General features: G+C 59.9%; 17 protein-coding genes. 8 read left to right on the top strand and 9 right to left on the bottom strand.

Annotation, left to right across the window (positions count from 1 at the left end; genetic code table 11):
- Positions 1 to 47: 47 nt before the first annotated feature.
- Entirely contained in the window at positions 48 to 1379 is a 1332-nt protein-coding gene (locus tag ASE80_RS21505; protein ID WP_056860707.1) for an IS110 family transposase, read from the bottom strand.
- A gap of 368 nt (positions 1380 to 1747) precedes the next feature.
- Positions 1748 to 2410: a GMP/IMP nucleotidase gene (yrfG, locus tag ASE80_RS21500; RefSeq protein WP_056860706.1), complete on the bottom strand. Its 663-nt coding sequence runs from the start codon at positions 2408 to 2410 to the stop codon at positions 1748 to 1750.
- A gap of 87 nt (positions 2411 to 2497) precedes the next feature.
- On the opposite strand from yrfG, the gene nudE reads away from it, so the two are divergent.
- Both nudE and cysQ read left to right on the top strand, forming a co-directional pair.
- The gene (gene nudE / locus ASE80_RS21495; protein ID WP_017135384.1) at positions 2498 to 3064 is read left to right on the top strand and encodes an ADP compounds hydrolase NudE; all 567 of its coding nucleotides are present in this window, start codon (positions 2498 to 2500) and stop codon (positions 3062 to 3064) included.
- Positions 3061 to 3897: a 3'(2'),5'-bisphosphate nucleotidase CysQ gene (gene cysQ / locus ASE80_RS21490; RefSeq protein WP_056860705.1), complete on the top strand. Its 837-nt coding sequence runs from the start codon at positions 3061 to 3063 to the stop codon at positions 3895 to 3897. The genes nudE and cysQ overlap by 4 nt, the downstream gene beginning before the upstream one ends.
- Before the next feature lie 131 nt (positions 3898 to 4028).
- Here cysQ and ASE80_RS21485 read toward each other — a convergent pair whose 3' ends face one another.
- From ASE80_RS21485 to rfbB, 5 genes are all read right to left on the bottom strand, one after another.
- Entirely contained in the window at positions 4029 to 4484 is a 456-nt protein-coding gene (locus tag ASE80_RS21485) for a thioesterase domain-containing protein (protein ID WP_056860704.1), read from the bottom strand.
- A gap of 17 nt (positions 4485 to 4501) precedes the next feature.
- Positions 4502 to 5887: a sigma-54-dependent transcriptional regulator gene (locus tag ASE80_RS21480; protein ID WP_056860703.1), complete on the bottom strand. Its 1386-nt coding sequence runs from the start codon at positions 5885 to 5887 to the stop codon at positions 4502 to 4504.
- Entirely contained in the window at positions 5884 to 7692 is a 1809-nt protein-coding gene (locus tag ASE80_RS21475) for a sensor histidine kinase (RefSeq protein WP_056860702.1), read from the bottom strand. Before ASE80_RS21475 ends, ASE80_RS21480 begins: the two co-directional genes overlap by 4 nt.
- A 65-nt stretch (positions 7693 to 7757) precedes the next feature.
- A complete protein-coding gene (gene rfbC / locus ASE80_RS21470) occupies positions 7758 to 8303 on the bottom strand; it encodes a dTDP-4-dehydrorhamnose 3,5-epimerase (RefSeq protein ID WP_056860701.1) in 546 nt (181 codons plus the stop codon).
- A 41-nt stretch (positions 8304 to 8344) separates the two neighbouring features.
- Entirely contained in the window at positions 8345 to 9427 is a 1083-nt protein-coding gene (gene rfbB / locus ASE80_RS21465; protein WP_056860700.1) for a dTDP-glucose 4,6-dehydratase, read from the bottom strand.
- A gap of 355 nt (positions 9428 to 9782) precedes the next feature.
- Here rfbB and aguA point away from each other — a divergent pair, with 355 nt between their 5' ends.
- The 5 genes from aguA to ASE80_RS21440 all read left to right on the top strand — a co-directional run bounded on the left by aguA (position 9783) and on the right by ASE80_RS21440 (position 14521).
- Entirely contained in the window at positions 9783 to 10889 is a 1107-nt protein-coding gene (gene aguA / locus ASE80_RS21460; protein ID WP_056860699.1) for an agmatine deiminase, read from the top strand.
- 234 nt (positions 10890 to 11123) lie between these two features.
- Complete coding sequence (locus ASE80_RS21455; protein ID WP_056860698.1) at positions 11124 to 11342, top strand: hypothetical protein; 219 nt, start codon at positions 11124 to 11126, stop codon at positions 11340 to 11342.
- 634 nt (positions 11343 to 11976) lie between these two features.
- Positions 11977 to 13263: an OprD family porin gene (locus tag ASE80_RS21450; RefSeq protein WP_056860697.1), complete on the top strand. Its 1287-nt coding sequence runs from the start codon at positions 11977 to 11979 to the stop codon at positions 13261 to 13263.
- Positions 13264 to 13601: 338 nt separating this feature from the next.
- Entirely contained in the window at positions 13602 to 13823 is a 222-nt protein-coding gene (locus ASE80_RS21445) for a tautomerase family protein (RefSeq protein ID WP_056860696.1), read from the top strand.
- Positions 13820 to 14521 carry an SDR family NAD(P)-dependent oxidoreductase gene (locus ASE80_RS21440; protein ID WP_056860695.1) on the top strand — a complete coding sequence of 234 codons (702 nt, stop codon included), beginning with the start codon at positions 13820 to 13822 and terminating at the stop codon, positions 14519 to 14521. Before ASE80_RS21445 ends, ASE80_RS21440 begins: the two co-directional genes overlap by 4 nt.
- 18 nt (positions 14522 to 14539) lie before the next feature.
- Here ASE80_RS21440 and ASE80_RS21435 read toward each other — a convergent pair whose 3' ends face one another.
- Positions 14540 to 15424 (bottom strand): AraC family transcriptional regulator, encoded by an 885-nt coding sequence (locus tag ASE80_RS21435; RefSeq protein ID WP_236708860.1) that lies wholly within the window; start codon positions 15422 to 15424, stop codon positions 14540 to 14542.
- Positions 15425 to 15548: 124 nt separating this feature from the next.
- Between ASE80_RS21435 and ASE80_RS21430 the strand changes: the two genes are divergently transcribed.
- Positions 15549 to 16034, top strand: coding sequence for a hypothetical protein (locus tag ASE80_RS21430; protein ID WP_056860693.1), 486 nt, complete (start codon positions 15549 to 15551; stop codon positions 16032 to 16034).
- Positions 16035 to 16244: 210 nt separating this feature from the next.
- Here ASE80_RS21430 and ASE80_RS21425 read toward each other — a convergent pair whose 3' ends face one another.
- Positions 16245 to 16529 (bottom strand): DUF3077 domain-containing protein, encoded by a 285-nt coding sequence (locus ASE80_RS21425; protein WP_056860692.1) that lies wholly within the window; start codon positions 16527 to 16529, stop codon positions 16245 to 16247.
- Between the last annotated feature and the right edge of the window lie 743 nt (positions 16530 to 17272).

The following is a 17272-nucleotide window of genomic DNA, read 5'->3' as shown; positions in this document are numbered from 1 at the left end:
CAGCTCTTATCAAACAAAAAATAACTCATTGTTTTTGCTATTAAAAATCAAGCCGCTTCAATCAGCTGCAACCCCAACTTTCGCGCCTTGCGTTCCAGGGCGCGCAGTTGTCGGTCTCGGCTACGTTCCTCAAATTCCTCCATTCCTTTCTCAACATAAGGCTGACCTTTGGTCAGCATCGCGTAGATCAGCCGTGCCAGTTGATGAGCTGTCGCCTTGATGGCACAACAGGTGTCCATCCGGGTCAGGCGCGCTCGGTGACTGGCACCGATAAAACTTTTATCGTTGCGTGCAATAGAGGCAGCTTGCTTCAGCGCTTGCGCAGCTCGATTAATCACTTTCACCGTCTTTCCAGGAAGGGGTTTTCCTCCCGAAATTCTCGTCGGCGGTGCAAGGCCTAACCACGAACAGAAGTGCTGCGAAGTCGGAAAGCGTGATAAATCCGCCCCCAATTCACTGGCCAAAACCAAAGCCGTGTCGATTCCGATGGTCGGGATTGCGGTTAAATCCACCCCCATGACCTTGTTCAGCGCGCGATGCAAAATCAGTTGCTGCTCATTCGAGCGATGCGGGTTGCGCAGTGTTTTGCTGGGCGGGACAACATCCGCCTGAAGAACTGGAAGTCGTTCCAGTGCGTGTGCAATGGCTTGATCGCACTCGCCAATCTGTTTTTCCAGAAAATCATAAGCTGCCAACTCCTGACCCAGAGCATGCAAATGCTCGGCTCGCCAATTACCTCGTAAGCTGCGGGCGACAGTAGCCTGGTCGGCTTTGACACGCTTGTCTCTGAGCATGGCGAGTACTTCGGGGTCCCGTTCGCCTTTAACGATTGCTCGCAAAATGCTCATGCCCGTCACCCCGGCAATGTTGCTGATGACCTGACCCAGCTGGATGTTCATTTGGACCAGCGCCTTTTGCATCCGATTAAGCGCTTTGGCTTGGTCACGAACCTTATTGCCACGCTGACGGACCAGTGAGCGCAGTGAGCACACTTCGTCCGAGGGCCGAAAAGCGCCTCTCAACAGGCCGTGCGTCATGAGCTGAAGAATCCACTGGCAATCCAGTACATCGGACTTTCGCCCGGTGATTTGCCGAGTCGCGCGGGAGTTAACGAGATAGACCTCAAAGCCTCGTCTATCCAATATTTCGAAAAGCGGGATCCAATAAACGCCGGTCGCCTCCATCGCCACCATCTTGACGCCCATGGACTCAAACCAATCGGCCATGGCGTGCAAATCGTCGGTGAAGGTTGAAAACCTTTTAACCGGGTCATCGCATTTCGTTGGATCAACAGCGGCCAAATGCTCACCGCCGCCAACATCAACGGCGCCACAGTCAGGGTGGATAACTTCAAAACGTTTTTGGTTCTTGCGCGTCATGACAATTCCTCGCAGGATTGAATGACGCGGGCGGGGTACACGGTGGCGAGCGGATTCACTCTCTTATACGTGGTCACAGCTAGCTGTGCCGACAATGACTCCACGCCGATACCGTGCAGGCCACTCTCCCACTCGGGTGCTGTCACACCAGTGCTGGTTACGGCCTTTGCCCCGCCCGCGTTCTTCAACCTTACGATGAACCAGTTTGATGCGCGACAGCGCTACATCGAAGAGGTGGCGGGGCCTCCCACATTTCACCAGTGCTGGTTACGGCCTTTGCCCCGCCCGCGTTCTTCAACCTTACGATGAACCAGTTTGATGCGCGACAGCGCTACATCGAAGAGGTGGCGGGGCCTCCCACATTTACATCAGAGCCCTGCAATGAGATCTCTGTAATCATCGACTGCCGCAAACTCCCCTGTGTCCTTTGGCCCCTTCTTGCTGTCCGGCTCTTTGACCGCCAGCAAATGCCCCACGCCAAACTCGCGTGCACTGCGCAGGATCGGCAAGGTGTCATCGATAAACAGGCTGCGGGCCGGGTCGAACTGGATGTCGGCTTGCAAGGCATCCCAGAATTGCGGGTTTTCCTTGGCGAAACCGTAGTCGTGGGAACTGATCAATCGTTCGAAATACGGCGCCAGTTCAATGCGTTCCAACTTCAATGACAGCGAATCACGATGGGCGTTGGTGATCAAAATCACACGCTTGCCGGCCTGTTTGATCGCCGCCAGAAAGGTGTCCGCGTCCGGGCGCAGGGCGATCAGGTGCGCGGTTTCCAGTTTGAGTTCGCGCACCGGAATGTTCAGCTCGGCACTCCAGAAATCCAGGCAATACCATTGCAACTGTCCGGCGTTACGCTCGAACAGCGGTTGCAACTCCATGTCGGCCATGGCCCGGCTCACGCCGTGCAATTCTGCATAGCGCTGGGGCAGGTGCTCCATCCAGAAGTGGTTGTCGAAGTGCAGGTCGAGCAAGGTGCCGTCCATGTCCAGCAGGACGGTGTCGATGGCGTGCCAGGGCAAAGAGGGCATGGGGCGTTCTCATGTAAGTAAAGATATCCGACACAGACAATCGGAAAAGCCACGGTATAGTAACCCGATCACGCCAAGGAGCCGCTTATGCGCCAGAAACCCACCGTCCTCGCCCGCGAAATAGTCGCCAGTAGCCGTTTGTTCCGCGTGGAGGAAGTGCAATTGCGCTTTTCCAATGGCGTTGAACGGACCTACGAGCGCCTGGTAGGCCGCGGTGCCGGTTACGGCGCGGTGATGATCGTGGCGATGATCGATGCCGACCACGCGTTGCTGGTGGAAGAGTACTGCGGCGGCACCGACGAATATGAATTGTCGTTGCCCAAGGGTTTGATCGAACCTGGCGAGGACGTACTGGCGGCGGCCAACCGCGAGCTCAAGGAGGAGGCCGGTTATGGCGCGCGCCAGTTGGAGCACATTACCGAGCTGTCCTTGTCGCCTGGTTATATGAGCCAGAAGATTCAGGTGGTACTGGCCACCGAGCTGTATGAAGAACGCCTGGAAGGCGATGAACCTGAACCGATGCGCGTGGAGCGCGTCAACCTGCGCGAGCTGTCGATGCTGGCGCAAAACGAGCAGTTCAGTGAAGGCCGTGCATTGGCGGCCCTGTATTTGGTACGAGACCTGTTGACCCAGCGTGGAGCTTTTGTCGCATGAGCGAACTGTTTTTAGGCCATCCGTTTATTGCCCCTGTGATCGAGCTGGCGCGCCAGGCGGGGGAAGTCATCCTGCCGTATTGGCGTGCGGACGTGGCGGTCACCTCCAAGGCGGATGATTCGCCGGTGACGGCGGCCGACCTGGCGGCTCACCACCTGATCCTGGCGGGCCTTACCGCCCTGGACCCGAGCATCCCGGTGCTGTCCGAGGAAGACGCCGATATCGACCAGAACGTGCGCGCCGGCTGGCAGCGCTGGTGGTTGGTGGACCCGCTGGACGGCACCAAGGAATTTATTTCCGGCAGCGAAGAATTTACCGTCAACATTGCGTTGATCGAGCAAGGCCGCGTGGTGTTTGGCGTGGTGTCGATGCCCACCAGTGGCCGTTGCTACTTCGGTGGCGCGGGCCTCGGCGCGTGGCGCTCGGATGTGAGTGAGGCGCCCAAGCAGATCCAGGTACGCCAGACCCCGGCTGCAGGCGAGGCGTTTACCGTGGTCGCCAGCCGCCGCCATAGCAGCCCGGAGCAGGAACGCCTGCTCAGTGGCTTGAGCGAAGGCTTGGGTGAGCTGAAGCTGGCGAATATCGGCAGCTCGCTGAAATTCTGCCTGCTGGCCGAAGGCAGTGCCGATTGCTACCCGCGCCTGGCGCCGACGTCGCAGTGGGACACTGCCGCAGCCCAGGGTGTGCTGGAAGGAGCGGGTGGTGAAGTGTTGGAGTTGAGTGGCGCGCCGTTCAGCTATCCGGCGCGGGCTTCGTTGTTAAACCCGTTCTTTTTGGCGTTGCCGGCCAAGGCAGCGTGGCGCGAAAGGTTACTGACTTTGGCCAGATCTTAAAACCACAGCAAATCAAAATGTGGGAGCGGGCTTGCTCGCGAATACGGTGTATCAGACACATATACAGTGACTGGCACTCCGCTTTCGCGAGCAAGCCCGCTCCCACATTTGGTTTTGTGTTGTGCAGGCAGTTAGCGGTGCAGGACGTACTGGCCAGTGAAGGCTACCGCTCGTTCCTCACTGCCCTCATTCACAATCCACGTCTCCAGCGCCAACCGCGCTCGGCCATGGCGCTGGTACGTCGCCACAAAGCGCTTCCACACCTTGTCTTCCGGCGCCGCGCAAATGGCGATCGCATCCTGAGTCACCGGCAGCGGATAACTGATCTGCCCTTCCTGAATCACGATATGCCCGTCTTCAACACCTTCTTCACGCAGTTTCAGGTGCAGCCAACCCCAACCCGCCAATACGGCGCCGCAATAGAGGCTGCCGCCGAACATGGTGCTCTTGTGGTTGATATTGGCCTGCAAGGGCAGGTGCAACTGCAGTTGGCTGTGTTGCCAGTCGAGCACCTTGAGGCCCATTTCCCGGGTGAGGGGAATGTCGTGGTGAAGGATCGATTCCAGGTAGCGGCTGTCGCGGTTCATGGCGGTCTCTTGGCGGGTCATTCGTCGTCGGCGCTGTGGCTGGCGCTGTCGGCGAAGTTCAGGCCGTGCTTGCGCAGTTTGTCGTGCAGGGTTTTGCGCGGGATGCCCAGGGCTTCGGCGAGGCTGCGCACCGAGCTGTGGGGGCGGGTCAGCTCGGCGGCGATCAGGCTTTTTTCGAACTGCTCGACCTGATCGCTCAAACCGCCAGAGGTTGACGTCAGCACGCCCGTGGCGGGGTTGTCTGCCGTGGCATCGAGTGCCAGCTCCAGCCCCAGGGCAAAGCGCTCGGCTGCATTTTGCAGTTCACGCACATTGCCCGGCCAGCTGTGGCGTAACAGCAGGGCACGTTGGCCCGGTTGCAGTTCGTGCAACGGCAGGCCGTGGCGGCTGCTGGCTTCGTCGGCAAAATGCTGGAACAACATCAGTGCATCTTCACCGCGCTCGCGCAGCGGCGGAATGCGCAGCGGCGCCACGTTGAGACGGTAATACAAGTCGGCCCTGAAGCGTCCCTGGTCGGCGGCCTGGCGCAGGTCTTCCTTGGTGGCGGCGATGATGCGGATATCCAGCGGGATCAGCTGATTGCCACCCAAACGCTCGACCACACGCTCCTGCAACAAACGCAGCAGTTTGACCTGCACGTCCAGGCTCATGCTTTCGATTTCATCGAGGAACAACGTGCCGCCATTGGCGAACTCGAACTTGCCGATGCGGCGTTTCTGCGCGCCGGTAAAGGCGCCGGGCTCGTGGCCGAACAGCTCACTCTCCACCACCGATTCCGCCAGGGCGCCGGCGTTGATCGCCACAAACGGCCCGCTGCGGCGGCTCGACAGGTCGTGCAGGGCGCGGGCCACCACCTCTTTGCCGGCGCCGGTTTCACCGAGGATCAACACGTCGGCGCGGGTCGCCGCCAGGGCGCCGATCTGTTCACGCAGGCGCAGCATCTGCGGCGAATGCCCGACCAGGCGCGTGCTCAGTTGCTGGCGATCACTGAGGGCCAGGCGCAGGCTGCGGTTGTCCAGCACCAGGCGGCGCAGGGCCAGTGCGCGGCGCACGCTGTCGAGCAGGGCATCGCTGGCGAAGGGTTTTTCGAGGAAGTCATAGGCCCCGGCGCGCATGGCTTGCACCGCCAGCGGCACATCGCCGTGGCCGGTTATCAGCAGCACCGGCAGGTCCGGGTCCTGGCCGTGCAGTTCGGCCAGCAGCTCCAGGCCGTCCATGCCGGGCATGCGGATATCGCTGACCACCACGCCCGGCCAATCGCGAGACAGGCGCGCCGTGAGGCCGGTGGCTTCGCCCAGGGTCAGGACTTTCAGCCCGGCCAGGTCCAGGGTCTGGCACAGGGCCTGACGCAAGTGTGGATCGTCGTCGATCAACACCACCTGGATCTGGTTATCGATACTCATACACTGCGGTCCTCGGACGGTTGCAGACTCACGCCCGGCGAGCCGGCACGCAATTTCAGGGTTAACAGTGCGCCGCCTTCCTTGTGGTTGGCGAACAGCAATTCGCCGCCAAAGGCACGCATCAACGTCTCACAGATCGCCAGGCCCAGCCCCAAGCCCTGGGTGCGGGTCTTGGTGGTGTAGAACGGCTCGCTGGCGCGGCCCAGGGCTTCCATGCAAAAACCTGGGCCGTTGTCGCGAATGTACAGGTTGACGCCCTGTTCGGTGGTTTGGGCACTCAGCCACAATTTGCGCGGCGGGCCTTTTTCGGTGAGGGCGTCGAGGGCGTTGGCCAGCAGGTTGCCGAGCACCTGGCGCAGGCGGGTTTCGCCGGCTTGCACCCACAAGGTCGCCTCGGGTAAATCGCGGATCAATTCGACTTCCATCGAGCGCCGCCGTTTGGCCAGTAACGCCAGGGCATCGTCGAGCGCCGGTTGCAGGGCCACGCTTTCCGGGGCGTGGCGGTCGCGGCGGGCGAAGGCGCGCAGGTGTGCGATGATCGAGGCCATGCGCCCGGTCAGTTCGCTGATCAGCTTGAGGTTGCCACGGGCGTCGTTGGTGCGTTCGTGGTCGAGCAGGATCTCGGCGTTTTCCGCGTAGCTGCGGATCGCCGCCAGCGGCTGGTTGAGTTCGTGGCTGATACTCGCCGACATGGTGCCCAGCGCCGACAGCTTACCGGCCTGCACCAGGTCATCCTGGGCGCGCACCAGTTCCTGCTGGGCGTGTTCACGCTCCAGCACTTCCTGTTTGAGGCGGCGGTTAAGGCCTTCGAGGTCGCTGGTGCGTTCGATCACACGCGCTTCCAACTCGCGGCGGGCCTTGGCTTCGAAGGCGATGCGCTCCAGGTAATGGCGACGGCGCTGCATCATCAGACCCAGCAGCAACATCAGCACCAGCAGCGTCGCGCCGCCCACGGCCACCACGGTGCGCACCGGGCGATTGATCAGCGAGCGCGGTGCAAGGATTTCCACGGTCCAGCCGGTTTCGGCGATGGCCGTGGATTGGCGCAGCCACGCCGTGGTGCTCAGCGCCAGCGGCTGCGGGTCGCGGGTTGGGTAGGGCTGGATGGCGATGATTGCCTGGTGCTCTTCTTCCGTGAGCGGCCGGGTCGCCCGGAAGCGCCATTGCGGGCGCGAGGTGAGGATGACCACGCCGTTGTGGTCGGTCACCAGCAGTTGCTCAGGGGTTTTGCCCCACAGGCTTTCGGTGTGGTCCAGGTCGACCTTGACCACCAGCACGCCGATTATTTTGGCGCCGTCGCGCACGGCGGCGGCGAAGAAGTAGCCGCGTTTGGCCGAGGTGGTGCCCAGGCCGAAAAACCGCCCCAGACGCCCGGCCATGGCTTCGCTGAAATAGGGCCGGAACGAGAAATTGCGGTCGACAAAACTGTCCTGCTTGTCCCAGTTGGAGGCGGCGAGGGTCTTGCCGGTGGTGTCCATCAGGTACATCACTTCCACCCCGGCCTGGGCGGCGACGTCCTCGAGCAGCAGGTTGGCGTTGGTCAGGTTGGCGCTGACCTGGGGCGCATCCAGCGCGGTGCGCAGGGCCGGCAAGTCACCGAGGATCTGCGGCAGCACTTCATAGCGGTGCAGGGTGCCGAGCAGGTTGGCGACATACAGGTCGAGGGTTTGGCGGTTCTGCCCGGCCAGTTCGCTGCGGTAATAGCGCTCGGCCAGATGCTCCAGCGGCCACAGCAGCGGTGCCAGGCACAACGCCAGTAAGGCGAGGCTGCGCCAGCGAGGTCTACGCGGGAGGGGTGGAGTCATGGGAGTCATGCGCCTGTGGGGACAGGCGCATTATGCCTAGGGCCGGCGTGCAAGGCACTCGCCGGTCATGCAAACAGATCGGCGTCTGCCAGGGCCTTGCCGATCTGATCCTTGGCGGACAAGGTTGGTGTGCCCTCAAACTGCCAGTCAATCTTGAGTGCCGGGTCGTCCCAGCGAATACAACGCTCAGCCGAAGGCGTGTAGTAGTCAGTGGTCTTGTAGAGGAACTCGGCGTAGTCGCTGAGCACTACAAACCCATGGGCAAACCCCTCTGGAACCCACAGTTGGCGGTTGTTTTCAGCGGACAGGCGCACGCTGGTCCACTGGCCGAAAGTGGGCGAACTGCGGCGAATATCCACCGCCACGTCCAAAACCTCACCGGCGGTCACCCGTACGAGTTTGCCCTGGGTGTTTTCTATCTGGTAGTGCAAGCCGCGCAGCACGCCCTTTTGCGAGCGAGAGTGGTTGTCCTGCACAAACTCCAGCTGCAGGCCAGTGGCTTGGGCAAACGCCTTGGCGTTGAAACTCTCATAAAAAAAGCCACGCTCATCGCCAAATACCTTCGGCTCAAGGATCAATACGTCGGGCAGCTTGGTCGCGATTACATTCATTGGTTTCCCTCGCCGGGTGAACGGGTCGTGTGATCAAAACCTTATGCGATCAGGTCTTTTGGGTCGGTATTGCCCAGGCGCTCGCCTTGATAGCTGCCATCCTGGACCCTGCGGCACCAGTCCAGGTTATCGAGGTACCACTGCACGGTTTTGCGCAGGCCGGTTTCAAAGGTTTCTTCCGGGACCCAGCCCAGCTCGTGTTCGATCTTGCTCGCGTCGATCGCGTAGCGCTGGTCGTGGCCCGGGCGGTCTTTGACGAAGGTGATCAGGTCGGTGAATTTCTCCACACCGGCCGGGCGCTGTGGCGCCAGTTCTTCGAGCAGGCCGCAGATGCCGCGTACCACGTCGATGTTCTTTTGCTCGTTGTGACCGCCGATGTTGTAGGTCTCGCCGACCACGCCTTCGGTGACCACTTTCAACAAGGCGCGGGCATGGTCTTCGACGAACAGCCAGTCGCGCACTTGCAACCCGTCGCCGTAGACCGGCAGTGGCTTGCCGGCGAGGGCGTTGAGGATCACCAGCGGAATCAACTTCTCGGGGAAGTGGAACGGCCCGTAGTTGTTCGAGCAGTTGGTCAGCAGCACCGGCAGGCCATAGGTGCGCTGCCAGGCGCGCACCAGGTGGTCGGAGGCAGCTTTACTGGCCGAATACGGCGAGCTGGGTGCGTAAGGCGTGGTTTCGGTGAACAAGTCGTCCACGCCGTGGAGGTCGCCGTACACTTCGTCGGTGGAAATATGGTGGAAACGGAACGCGCTCTTGGCCGGTTCCTCCAGGGTCTGCCAATAGGCGCGGGTGGCTTCCAGCAGGCTGTAGGTGCCGACGATGTTGGTCTGGATAAAGTCCGAGGGGCCATCAATGGAGCGGTCGACGTGCGACTCGGCGGCCAGGTGCATGATGGCCTGCGGCTCAAAGCGCGCCAGCACGGCGCTGACGGCGGCCTGGTCGATGATATCGGCCTGCACGAACTCATAGCGGCTGTTGGCGGCGATGCTGGTGAGTGACTCCAGGTTGCCGGCGTAGGTGAGTTTGTCCAGGTTGAGCACTTCGTGCTCGGTATTTTGAATCAGGTGTCGAACCAGGGCAGAACCGATGAAGCCGGCGCCGCCGGTGATGAGAATGCGCATTCAGAGAGCCTTTTTTCCAGGACAGACATATAAGCCAGAGCATAGCTTGAGTTGCGCAACGGGGCGGCGCAAGCATACTCGGTTGAAGAAGGGTTGCCTTGATCGCCTGCGCGAGTTGGGTTTCCATGCTGCCGACCGGTGACTACCTCAACATTCTCAGAATCAAGCCGCCGGTGGTGACGTCTAAACGCAGCGTGGATTTCTTTTTCGAAGGTGCTCAATGAGCAACTGTAGGTTGTCGATTGTTATCGACTAGCGGCTGTCATATTTGTCATTCATGATCTTTTATCACTTTTAAAGCCGATTTTTATCCGTTATAAAGTCGGCCTTCACCCCATTCGGAGTCTTGAACGCCATGACCACCCTGCACAGCACACCTCGCGCCGATGGCTTCTACATGCCTGCCGAATGGGCGCCGCAAACCCAAACCTGGATGATCTGGCCCGAGCGCCCGGACAACTGGCGCCTGGGCGGCAAGCCGGCGCAGGCCGCTCACGTGGCGGTGGCCAAGGCCATTGCACGCTTTGAGCCGGTGACCGTCGCGGTGTCTGCCGGCCAGTACGAGAACGCCCGTGCGCGCCTGGATGTGCCCAATATCCGCGTGGTCGAAATGTCCAACGACGACGCCTGGGTGCGCGACACCGGCCCGACCTTTGTGATTAATAACAGTGGCGAAGTGCGCGGCGTGAACTGGGATTTCAACGCCTGGGGCGGCTTTGACGGCGGCCTGTATGCGCCGTGGAACCGCGATTCGCAGGTGGGCGGCAAGATCCTCGAGCTCGAGCGCGTGCCGCGCTACCGCACCGAAGGCTTCGTGCTGGAAGGCGGTTCGATTCATGTCGACGGCGAAGGCACCGTGATCACCACCGAAGAGTGCCTGTTGAACCGCAATCGCAACCCGCATCTGGACCGCGCCGCCATCGAAGCGGTGCTGCGTGACCATTTGGCGGTGGATAAAGTCATCTGGTTGCCCGATGGATTGTTCAACGACGAAACCGACGGCCATGTGGATAACTTCTGCTGCTACGTGCGCCCCGGCGAAGTGTTGCTGGCCTGGACCGATGACCCGCAAGACCCTAACTTTGCGCGCTGCCACGCCGCCATGGCCGTGCTGCAAAGCAGCACAGACGCTAAAGGCCGCCCGTTCACAGTGCATAAAATGCCGATCCCAGGCCCGTTGTACGCGACCGAAGAGGAATGCGCCGGTGTCGACCCGGTCGACGGCTCCCAGGAACGTAATCCGACTGTGCGTTTGGCCGGTTCCTACGTGAACTTCCTGATCGTCAACGGCGGCATCATCGCGCCGAGCTTCGACGACCCGCTGGACAGCCAGGCCAAAGAGATCCTGCAGAACCTGTTCCCGCAGCACGAAGTGGTGATGGTGCCGGGCCGTGAACTGTTACTGGGCGGCGGCAATATCCATTGCCTGACCCAACAACAGCCGGCACCGCACAAAAATTGAGTGCGGTTGTAACAGCGTTTGAGTGAACGACGAGCGCTACCCGTTTAAAGCGCTTACAGCAAGCCCGCAGCCTGGCTAGGTTGCGGGCTTTTTTGTGCCCGAATGCCTATAAACACGGGACATTGGCATAGCTCTTGTATCGGTGTTGCCACAGTGGCCCAAGGTGATGACTGCACAGTTCTGTCACAAACCTTGAGTAAGTTAGCCGCTCACGCAGTAGGAGAGAGCGCTGGAATGAATGCCGATATCAACCTGATCTACACGCGCCCGTTCCACCCGACGCGGGTTAGCGGTGATGCGATCCATGCGCTGGCGCTTTGGTTGAAGGCAAACGGCTCGCGTCAGGTGAGGCAGCAACAGCCTGACGTGCGCAGCGTGATGAGTGAACGCTACCCGGCGGGGTTGTTCAGTGAGGATGAGTTGCAGGCGCTGTGTGAACTGCTGAAAAACTGAAGCCCACCAGCTCCCACAGGTGATGATCGTTCCCACGCTCTGCGTGGGAACGCAGGCCCAGGACGCTCTGCGTCCCGCCTCTGAGGTCGTGACGCAGAGCGTCACAGGAGGCATTCCCACGCAAAGCGTGGGAACGATCTGAAAAACTGAAGCCCACTGAGATCCATTGTGGGGGCTGGCTTGCCTGCGATGGCATTCTGTCAGCCAGCGACTCTCCAGCAGGTATACCGCTTTCGCAGGCAAGCCAGCTCCCACATTGACCGCCTGAAACTTATAAGTTGTAGGTGTCTGTAGCCCGCAGGCTCCCAAACATACCCTCGGCTAAAATGTTACATAATGTGTTTTCTTGACGAATCAGACGATTTTTCAGGCTAGAGCGAAGGCCTTGGAATGCACCGCTTAGAATTATTTCGCCTAAATACAGACGATTCACGAAATTGACACATAGTTCAACCCGCGCATAGGATTGCGCCCAACGCCTGTGGCTCACCGCCATGACTCATCCAATAAAAAAAGGCCCGCGGCAGTTCAGTCGTCCGCGGGCCTTCTTTTTTCTGGATAACGTCGACACCAGAAAGCGACACGGAGCCTGGTGTCACAGCGCGTACTCAACCAGTAATAAGGAATATAAGAAATGTTGAAGCAACGGATGAGTCTGATCGCTCTGGGGATTTTGAGCGCATCGACAGCAATGGCTAACGACCAGGAGCAATCCAAGGGTTTCGTGGACGACAGCCACCTGAACATCGCAGCACGTAACGCCTATATCAGCCGTGACTACAAAAACGGCAAGCAAGACAAAGCCGAATGGGGCCAGGGCTTCATCGGCAAGTTCGAATCCGGCTTCACCCAAGGCACCGTCGGTGTGGGTGTGGACGTGATCGGCCAATACGCCATTCGCCTGGACGGCGGTAAGGGTCGCAGCGGCGCTGGCGGTATCGACTTCTTCAAGCAAGGCGACAGCGGCGAAGCAGCCAACGACCTGGCCAAGGGCGGCGCTGCCGTCAAGTTCCGTGTCTCTAACACTGTACTCAAGTACGGTGACCAGATGCCGGCTGTGCCTGTGTTGCAGTACGACAACTCCCGTCTGTTGTCGGAAACCTACACCGGTACGTCGATCGTTTCCAAAGAGATCGCCGGCCTGCAACTGGACGCTGGTCACTTCACCAAGGAAGCTCGCAAGAGCGCCGAAGGTTCCGACAGTGGCGCGCTGAAAAGCATCGACTACATCGGTGGTAGCTACAAATTCACCGAGAGCCTGTCGGCCGCGTTGTACGCCTCCAACATGCAGGACGTGCTGAAGAAGCAATACGTCAACGTCAACTACGTGCTGGCCCTGCCAGAGAAGCAATCGTTGACCTTTGACTTCAACGGCTACAAAACCAAGCTGGACCGCAGCTTCGCCCTGGAAAACCAAGGTGATGCGGACGCCCGCGACAACAAAATCTGGAGCCTGGGCGCTACCTGGGCTGTTGGCCCGCACAGCTTCACCCTCGCTCACCAGCGCAGCACCGGCGACACCGGCTACCTGTACGGCGGCTACCGCAACGCTGGCGGTATCGGCGACGGCGGCAATACCATCCTGCTGGCCAACTCCTACTGGTCCGACTTCAACGGCAAGGACGAGCGCTCCTGGCAAGCAGGCTACGGCCTGGACTTCAGCGCCTTCGGCGTGCCTGGCCTGACCTACAACATCGCATACGTGCGCGGCACCAACATTGACGACGGTTCCAACCGTGGCAGTGGCACCGAGCGTGAAATCTTCAACCAGTTCAAATATGTCGTTCAAAGCGGCCCAGCCAAAGACCTGAGCCTGCGCGCTCGTGCGTCGTGGTTGCGCGTCTCCAGCAACGCCAGCAACTACAACGTAGGCGGTAACGAAATCCGTCTGTTCGCCGACTACCCGATCAACGTTTTCTAATTGATCGCACGTCGCGCCTGATGCCAGGCGATAAAAAACCCCGACTGGTTCGGGGTTTTTTTATGCCTTTGGATCAGCGCCGGTGATCGTTCCCACGCTCTGCGTGGGAACGCCTCTGGGGACGCTCCGCGTCCCGCCGTCAACGATCAAGGGTGGTTTTTTATCAGTTTTGCGGACGGCAGCGAGTGGCGTCCAATCGCGTAGATGTACCGTGAGAACTTGTTACACCACATCACTAATGTAGTACTCAAACCCCCATTTATCTCGCCTCAGCGCACGCCTAAATTGACCCCACTGCCCGCCCATCACCCCGATGGCCGACCACTAGAGTCACCACCATGCCCTTCGTCAGCCTGCGCATCACCCGTGACGGCGTGACCCCTGAGCAAAAAGCCCAGGTCATCGCCGAGTTCACCGAAACCCTCGAACGCGTGCTCAACAAGCGCCCGGACCTGACCCACATCGTCATCGAAGAAATCGACACCGATAACTGGGGCTACGCCGGCATCACCACCACCGAATACCGCACATCCCAAGCCCTTACCGGAGAAACAAAATGAGCAAAGTCGTGATCATCACCGGCGCCTCCCAGGGCATCGGCGCCGCCGTGGTCCAAGCCTACCGCGCCCTCGATTACCGCGTGGTTGCCACCTCGCGTTCGATCCAGCCGTCCACCGACCCGAACATCCTCACCGTGCCCGGCGACATCGCCGACCCGGCCACCGCCCAGCGCGTCATCCGCGAAACCCTGGCCACCTTCGGACGCGTCGACAGCCTGATCAACAACGCCGGCATCTTCATCGCCAAACCTTTCACCGCCTACACCCAGGACGATTACGCCAACGTGCTGGCGGTGAACCTCAACGGCTTTTTCTACATCACCCAACTGGCCATCGCCGAGATGGAAAAACACGGCGCCGGCCACGTCGTCAATGTCACCACCAGCCTGGTCGACCACGCCATCGACGGCGTGCCTTCGGTACTTGCCAGCCTCACCAAAGGCGGGCTGAATGCCGCGACCAAATCCCTGGCGATTGAATACGCCAAACGCGGCATTCGGGTAAACGCGGTAAGCCCGGGCATCATCAAGACGCCGATGCATGGCGAAGATTCCCACGCAGCATTGGGGCAACTGCACCCGGTGGGGCGCATGGGCGAAGTGAGTGATATCGCCCAGGCGATCACCTACCTGGAGAGCGCAGGGTTTGTTACCGGCGAGATCCTGCATGTGGACGGCGGGCAAAGCGCCGGGCACTGATGCACCACAACGCCCGGCCTAACCTGGCCGGGCGTTATCGTCCCGTGGCGAGCGCCCGAAAAAAGCTTTATACGCACGGCTGAACGCGGCCTCGGACTCATAGCCAATCGCAAAACCCACCTCGCCGATACGACCTTCCTGCTTGGCGAGCATGCTTTTGGCCAAAGTCAGCCGCCATTCATTCTGATACCGCAACGGTGAGCGCCCCACCAACGCGCTGAACCGCTCGCAGAAATTGGAACGCGACATGCCGGCCACCTCCGCCAGCGCATCAATGCGCCACTGCTGCCCCGGCGCTGCATGAATAGCCCTTAGCGCCCGCGCGATACGCGCATCCGACAACCCGCCCAACCATCCCGACGCAGCCCCTTGCTGCACCCAAGTGCGCAGGATGCGGATCACCACCAAATCAATCAGGCGTGAAATCATCAACGCCCCGCCCGGCTGAGTGTCATGGGCCTCAAGCAACATGAAATGCAGGATGCCTTCGGCCCAGGCGGCAGCTTCGGTTTGCCGAATATGAATAAGCCGGGGCAGGGCAAACAGCATCGCCTGGAAACTGCTCGCGTCGAACCAGAACCGACACACCACCACACTGGCCGGCCCATTGCACGCCGTCAGCGTGATGCCCGTGGGGTCGTGAGGCAGCAACAGCACATCGCCCTGTTGCAGCGTCATCGGCGCGTGGCCGCCGCCCTCCAGTTGTAACCGGCCTTGCTGGAGCACACAGATATGCGCGCTGTTTTCATCCAGCTCGAGCGGCTGCTGGTCGGCCAGCGCAGAGGAATACACCCGATCCCCCGTCAGACGAATCTGAGCCAGCACCTGCGACAACAGATCGCCTTTGGCCAGCCCCTCCAACTGCATTTCCGGATGAATGATCAAATTATCGAGGGGATTCATCATGTCTGCCCGGCCACGCCTTCACTAAGCTGATCCCCAGATCATAGCGCGCCGCCGCCATCGCGATGAACGTTTCCAGCGCGGCCCGTTTATGCACATCATCCACCCACACGGGACACACACCATGTTCGGAATCTCCCCCCTCGGCTGGCTCCACACCCTCGGCAGCCTGCCCGCCATCCCACTGGCCGCCTACATGTTCATCCGCCACGGCCGCATCGTGCCCCGCTCAACACCCGGCAAGTTCTACCTGGCATCAATGCTGATCGGCGCCTTCAGCGTATTCCTGGTCGCCAAACAGCCCGTGAGCAACATCATCGGCATCATCACCCTTGCCCTGCTCGCGGCCGGATATGCAGTAGGGCACCTAGCGTGGCTGGGCCGCGCACGCGCATACCTGGAAACCATCTTCCTGAGCCTGACCGCATTTTTCCTGATGGTACCCACCGTATCCGAAACACTGCGCCGCGTGCCGGACGGGCACCCGTTCGTGACAGACCTGCAATCCCCCATACTGCTCGGCGCACAAGGCAGCCTCGCGCTGGCGCTGGTTATTGGCGTGACTGCGCAGATGATCTACCTGCGTAAAAAAGGCGGCCAATTCGCCTAAAAGCGCTTCCTACCAAGCCAATTACAACCAACAACACAAACCCTGTGGCGAGCGGGCTTGCCCCGCGTTGGACTGCGCAGCAGTCCCATTCCCGGCGGCTGCTTCACACCCAACTTATGCGAAGCCCGCCCACTACAGCTGAAAGGGCCAGCTCTAATGTGGAAGCCGGGCTTGCCCGCGATAGCGCCCGCCCGGCCACCCCATTACTTCTTATTGCTCAGCATTACAGGGCGACGCCAACACCTTCACCACATCATCAATCACCGCCTTGCTCATCTCCTGCAAATAATGCGACGCCCAGGCATAACGGTCCGTCTCCTTCGTCATCGCCGCATCCTCTGCGAGCAACTTGGCGACGTGGAGCAAGTCGGAAACGTGGTGCAAGGCGTCATGCAGGGAAACGCCGCTGTTGACGCGGAACAGAGGTTGGTCGGAGTGAAAGGAGAAAGGGGTGACGCCGAGGGTGGTGAGTGCGGGTGGATTTGTTGCGGTCATTGGTGGAACTCCCATATTGAGTGAGAGCAACACGTTCGTTGTGAAAACGAATGCGTGGCGCTGTTGGCGCCTGCATCAAATCGGGTTCTCAGGCCCGGTCGCTGGGTGGTGGCGACGGGGGGGAGGTTAGCGTGGTGAGGGGTGGGGAGCAATCGGGAAAATTGATTGGTTGTTTTTTTGGTCGGTTGAGGCGGCTCGAATAGGTGGTTGGGGGAATTATTGGTTTTATGAGGGCGGCATAATTATTGGCTAGCCATAATTATGAATAAAACCTGGGAGGCGGGGTGAGGGTGGCTTTTGGTGGTCCGGTGGGTTTGGAGAATACGTCTCCCGGGACTGACGTTGAGCTGAGCAAGGCGTCATAGAAATCGAGATTTGGACTGAGGCAAGCAGCCCGAGATTTTAAGTGTGGACGCTTTTTTGGGCATTTCGGCCAAAACGGTGATCTGACTTTTTGGGGTTTCCCAAACCGCAGAAACCACAAAGCCCCGCATTGCGGGGCTTTGAGATATGGTGCGGCACCAGGAGTCGAAATAATAAGCAAGTATCTGATTATTCGAAATATTTTCTCTATGCACCTTAAATGCTACCGCTAATAATACCCTTATGACCTCTAAACTTGGCAATGTACTCAGCGCTACACCCATGCTTTTTGGCTGAGATTTATTAAGCGCTGGGGTTCCGCTTCGTTTATCTATGTAAGCTGGGCGAAGAAAGAATTTTACCCACTCTGTATAGCTTTC

The sequence above is a fragment of the Pseudomonas sp. Leaf15 genome (assembly GCF_001421425.1).
GTDB lineage: Bacteria > Pseudomonadota > Gammaproteobacteria > Pseudomonadales > Pseudomonadaceae > Aquipseudomonas > Aquipseudomonas salomonii.
Note: the sequence above shows the minus strand (reverse complement) of the source record. Positions and strands in the feature narration are given on the sequence as shown.

Coding starts and splice junctions, on each gene's coding strand:
- ASE80_RS21505 (WP_056860707.1), bottom strand. CDS start 1,379: ATGACGCGCAAGAACCAAAAACGTTTTGAAGTTATCCACCCTGACTGT.
- yrfG (WP_056860706.1), bottom strand. CDS start 2,410: ATGCCCTCTTTGCCCTGGCACGCCATCGACACCGTCCTGCTGGACATG.
- nudE (WP_017135384.1), top strand. CDS start 2,498: ATGCGCCAGAAACCCACCGTCCTCGCCCGCGAAATAGTCGCCAGTAGC.
- cysQ (WP_056860705.1), top strand. CDS start 3,061: ATGAGCGAACTGTTTTTAGGCCATCCGTTTATTGCCCCTGTGATCGAG.
- ASE80_RS21485 (WP_056860704.1), bottom strand. CDS start 4,484: ATGAACCGCGACAGCCGCTACCTGGAATCGATCCTTCACCACGACATT.
- ASE80_RS21480 (WP_056860703.1), bottom strand. CDS start 5,887: ATGAGTATCGATAACCAGATCCAGGTGGTGTTGATCGACGACGATCCA.
- ASE80_RS21475 (WP_056860702.1), bottom strand. CDS start 7,692: ATGACTCCACCCCTCCCGCGTAGACCTCGCTGGCGCAGCCTCGCCTTA.
- rfbC (WP_056860701.1), bottom strand. CDS start 8,303: ATGAATGTAATCGCGACCAAGCTGCCCGACGTATTGATCCTTGAGCCG.
- rfbB (WP_056860700.1), bottom strand. CDS start 9,427: ATGCGCATTCTCATCACCGGCGGCGCCGGCTTCATCGGTTCTGCCCTG.
- aguA (WP_056860699.1), top strand. CDS start 9,783: ATGACCACCCTGCACAGCACACCTCGCGCCGATGGCTTCTACATGCCT.
- ASE80_RS21455 (WP_056860698.1), top strand. CDS start 11,124: ATGAATGCCGATATCAACCTGATCTACACGCGCCCGTTCCACCCGACG.
- ASE80_RS21450 (WP_056860697.1), top strand. CDS start 11,977: ATGTTGAAGCAACGGATGAGTCTGATCGCTCTGGGGATTTTGAGCGCA.
- ASE80_RS21445 (WP_056860696.1), top strand. CDS start 13,602: ATGCCCTTCGTCAGCCTGCGCATCACCCGTGACGGCGTGACCCCTGAG.
- ASE80_RS21440 (WP_056860695.1), top strand. CDS start 13,820: ATGAGCAAAGTCGTGATCATCACCGGCGCCTCCCAGGGCATCGGCGCC.
- ASE80_RS21435 (WP_236708860.1), bottom strand. CDS start 15,424: ATGAATCCCCTCGATAATTTGATCATTCATCCGGAAATGCAGTTGGAG.
- ASE80_RS21430 (WP_056860693.1), top strand. CDS start 15,549: ATGTTCGGAATCTCCCCCCTCGGCTGGCTCCACACCCTCGGCAGCCTG.
- ASE80_RS21425 (WP_056860692.1), bottom strand. CDS start 16,529: ATGACCGCAACAAATCCACCCGCACTCACCACCCTCGGCGTCACCCCT.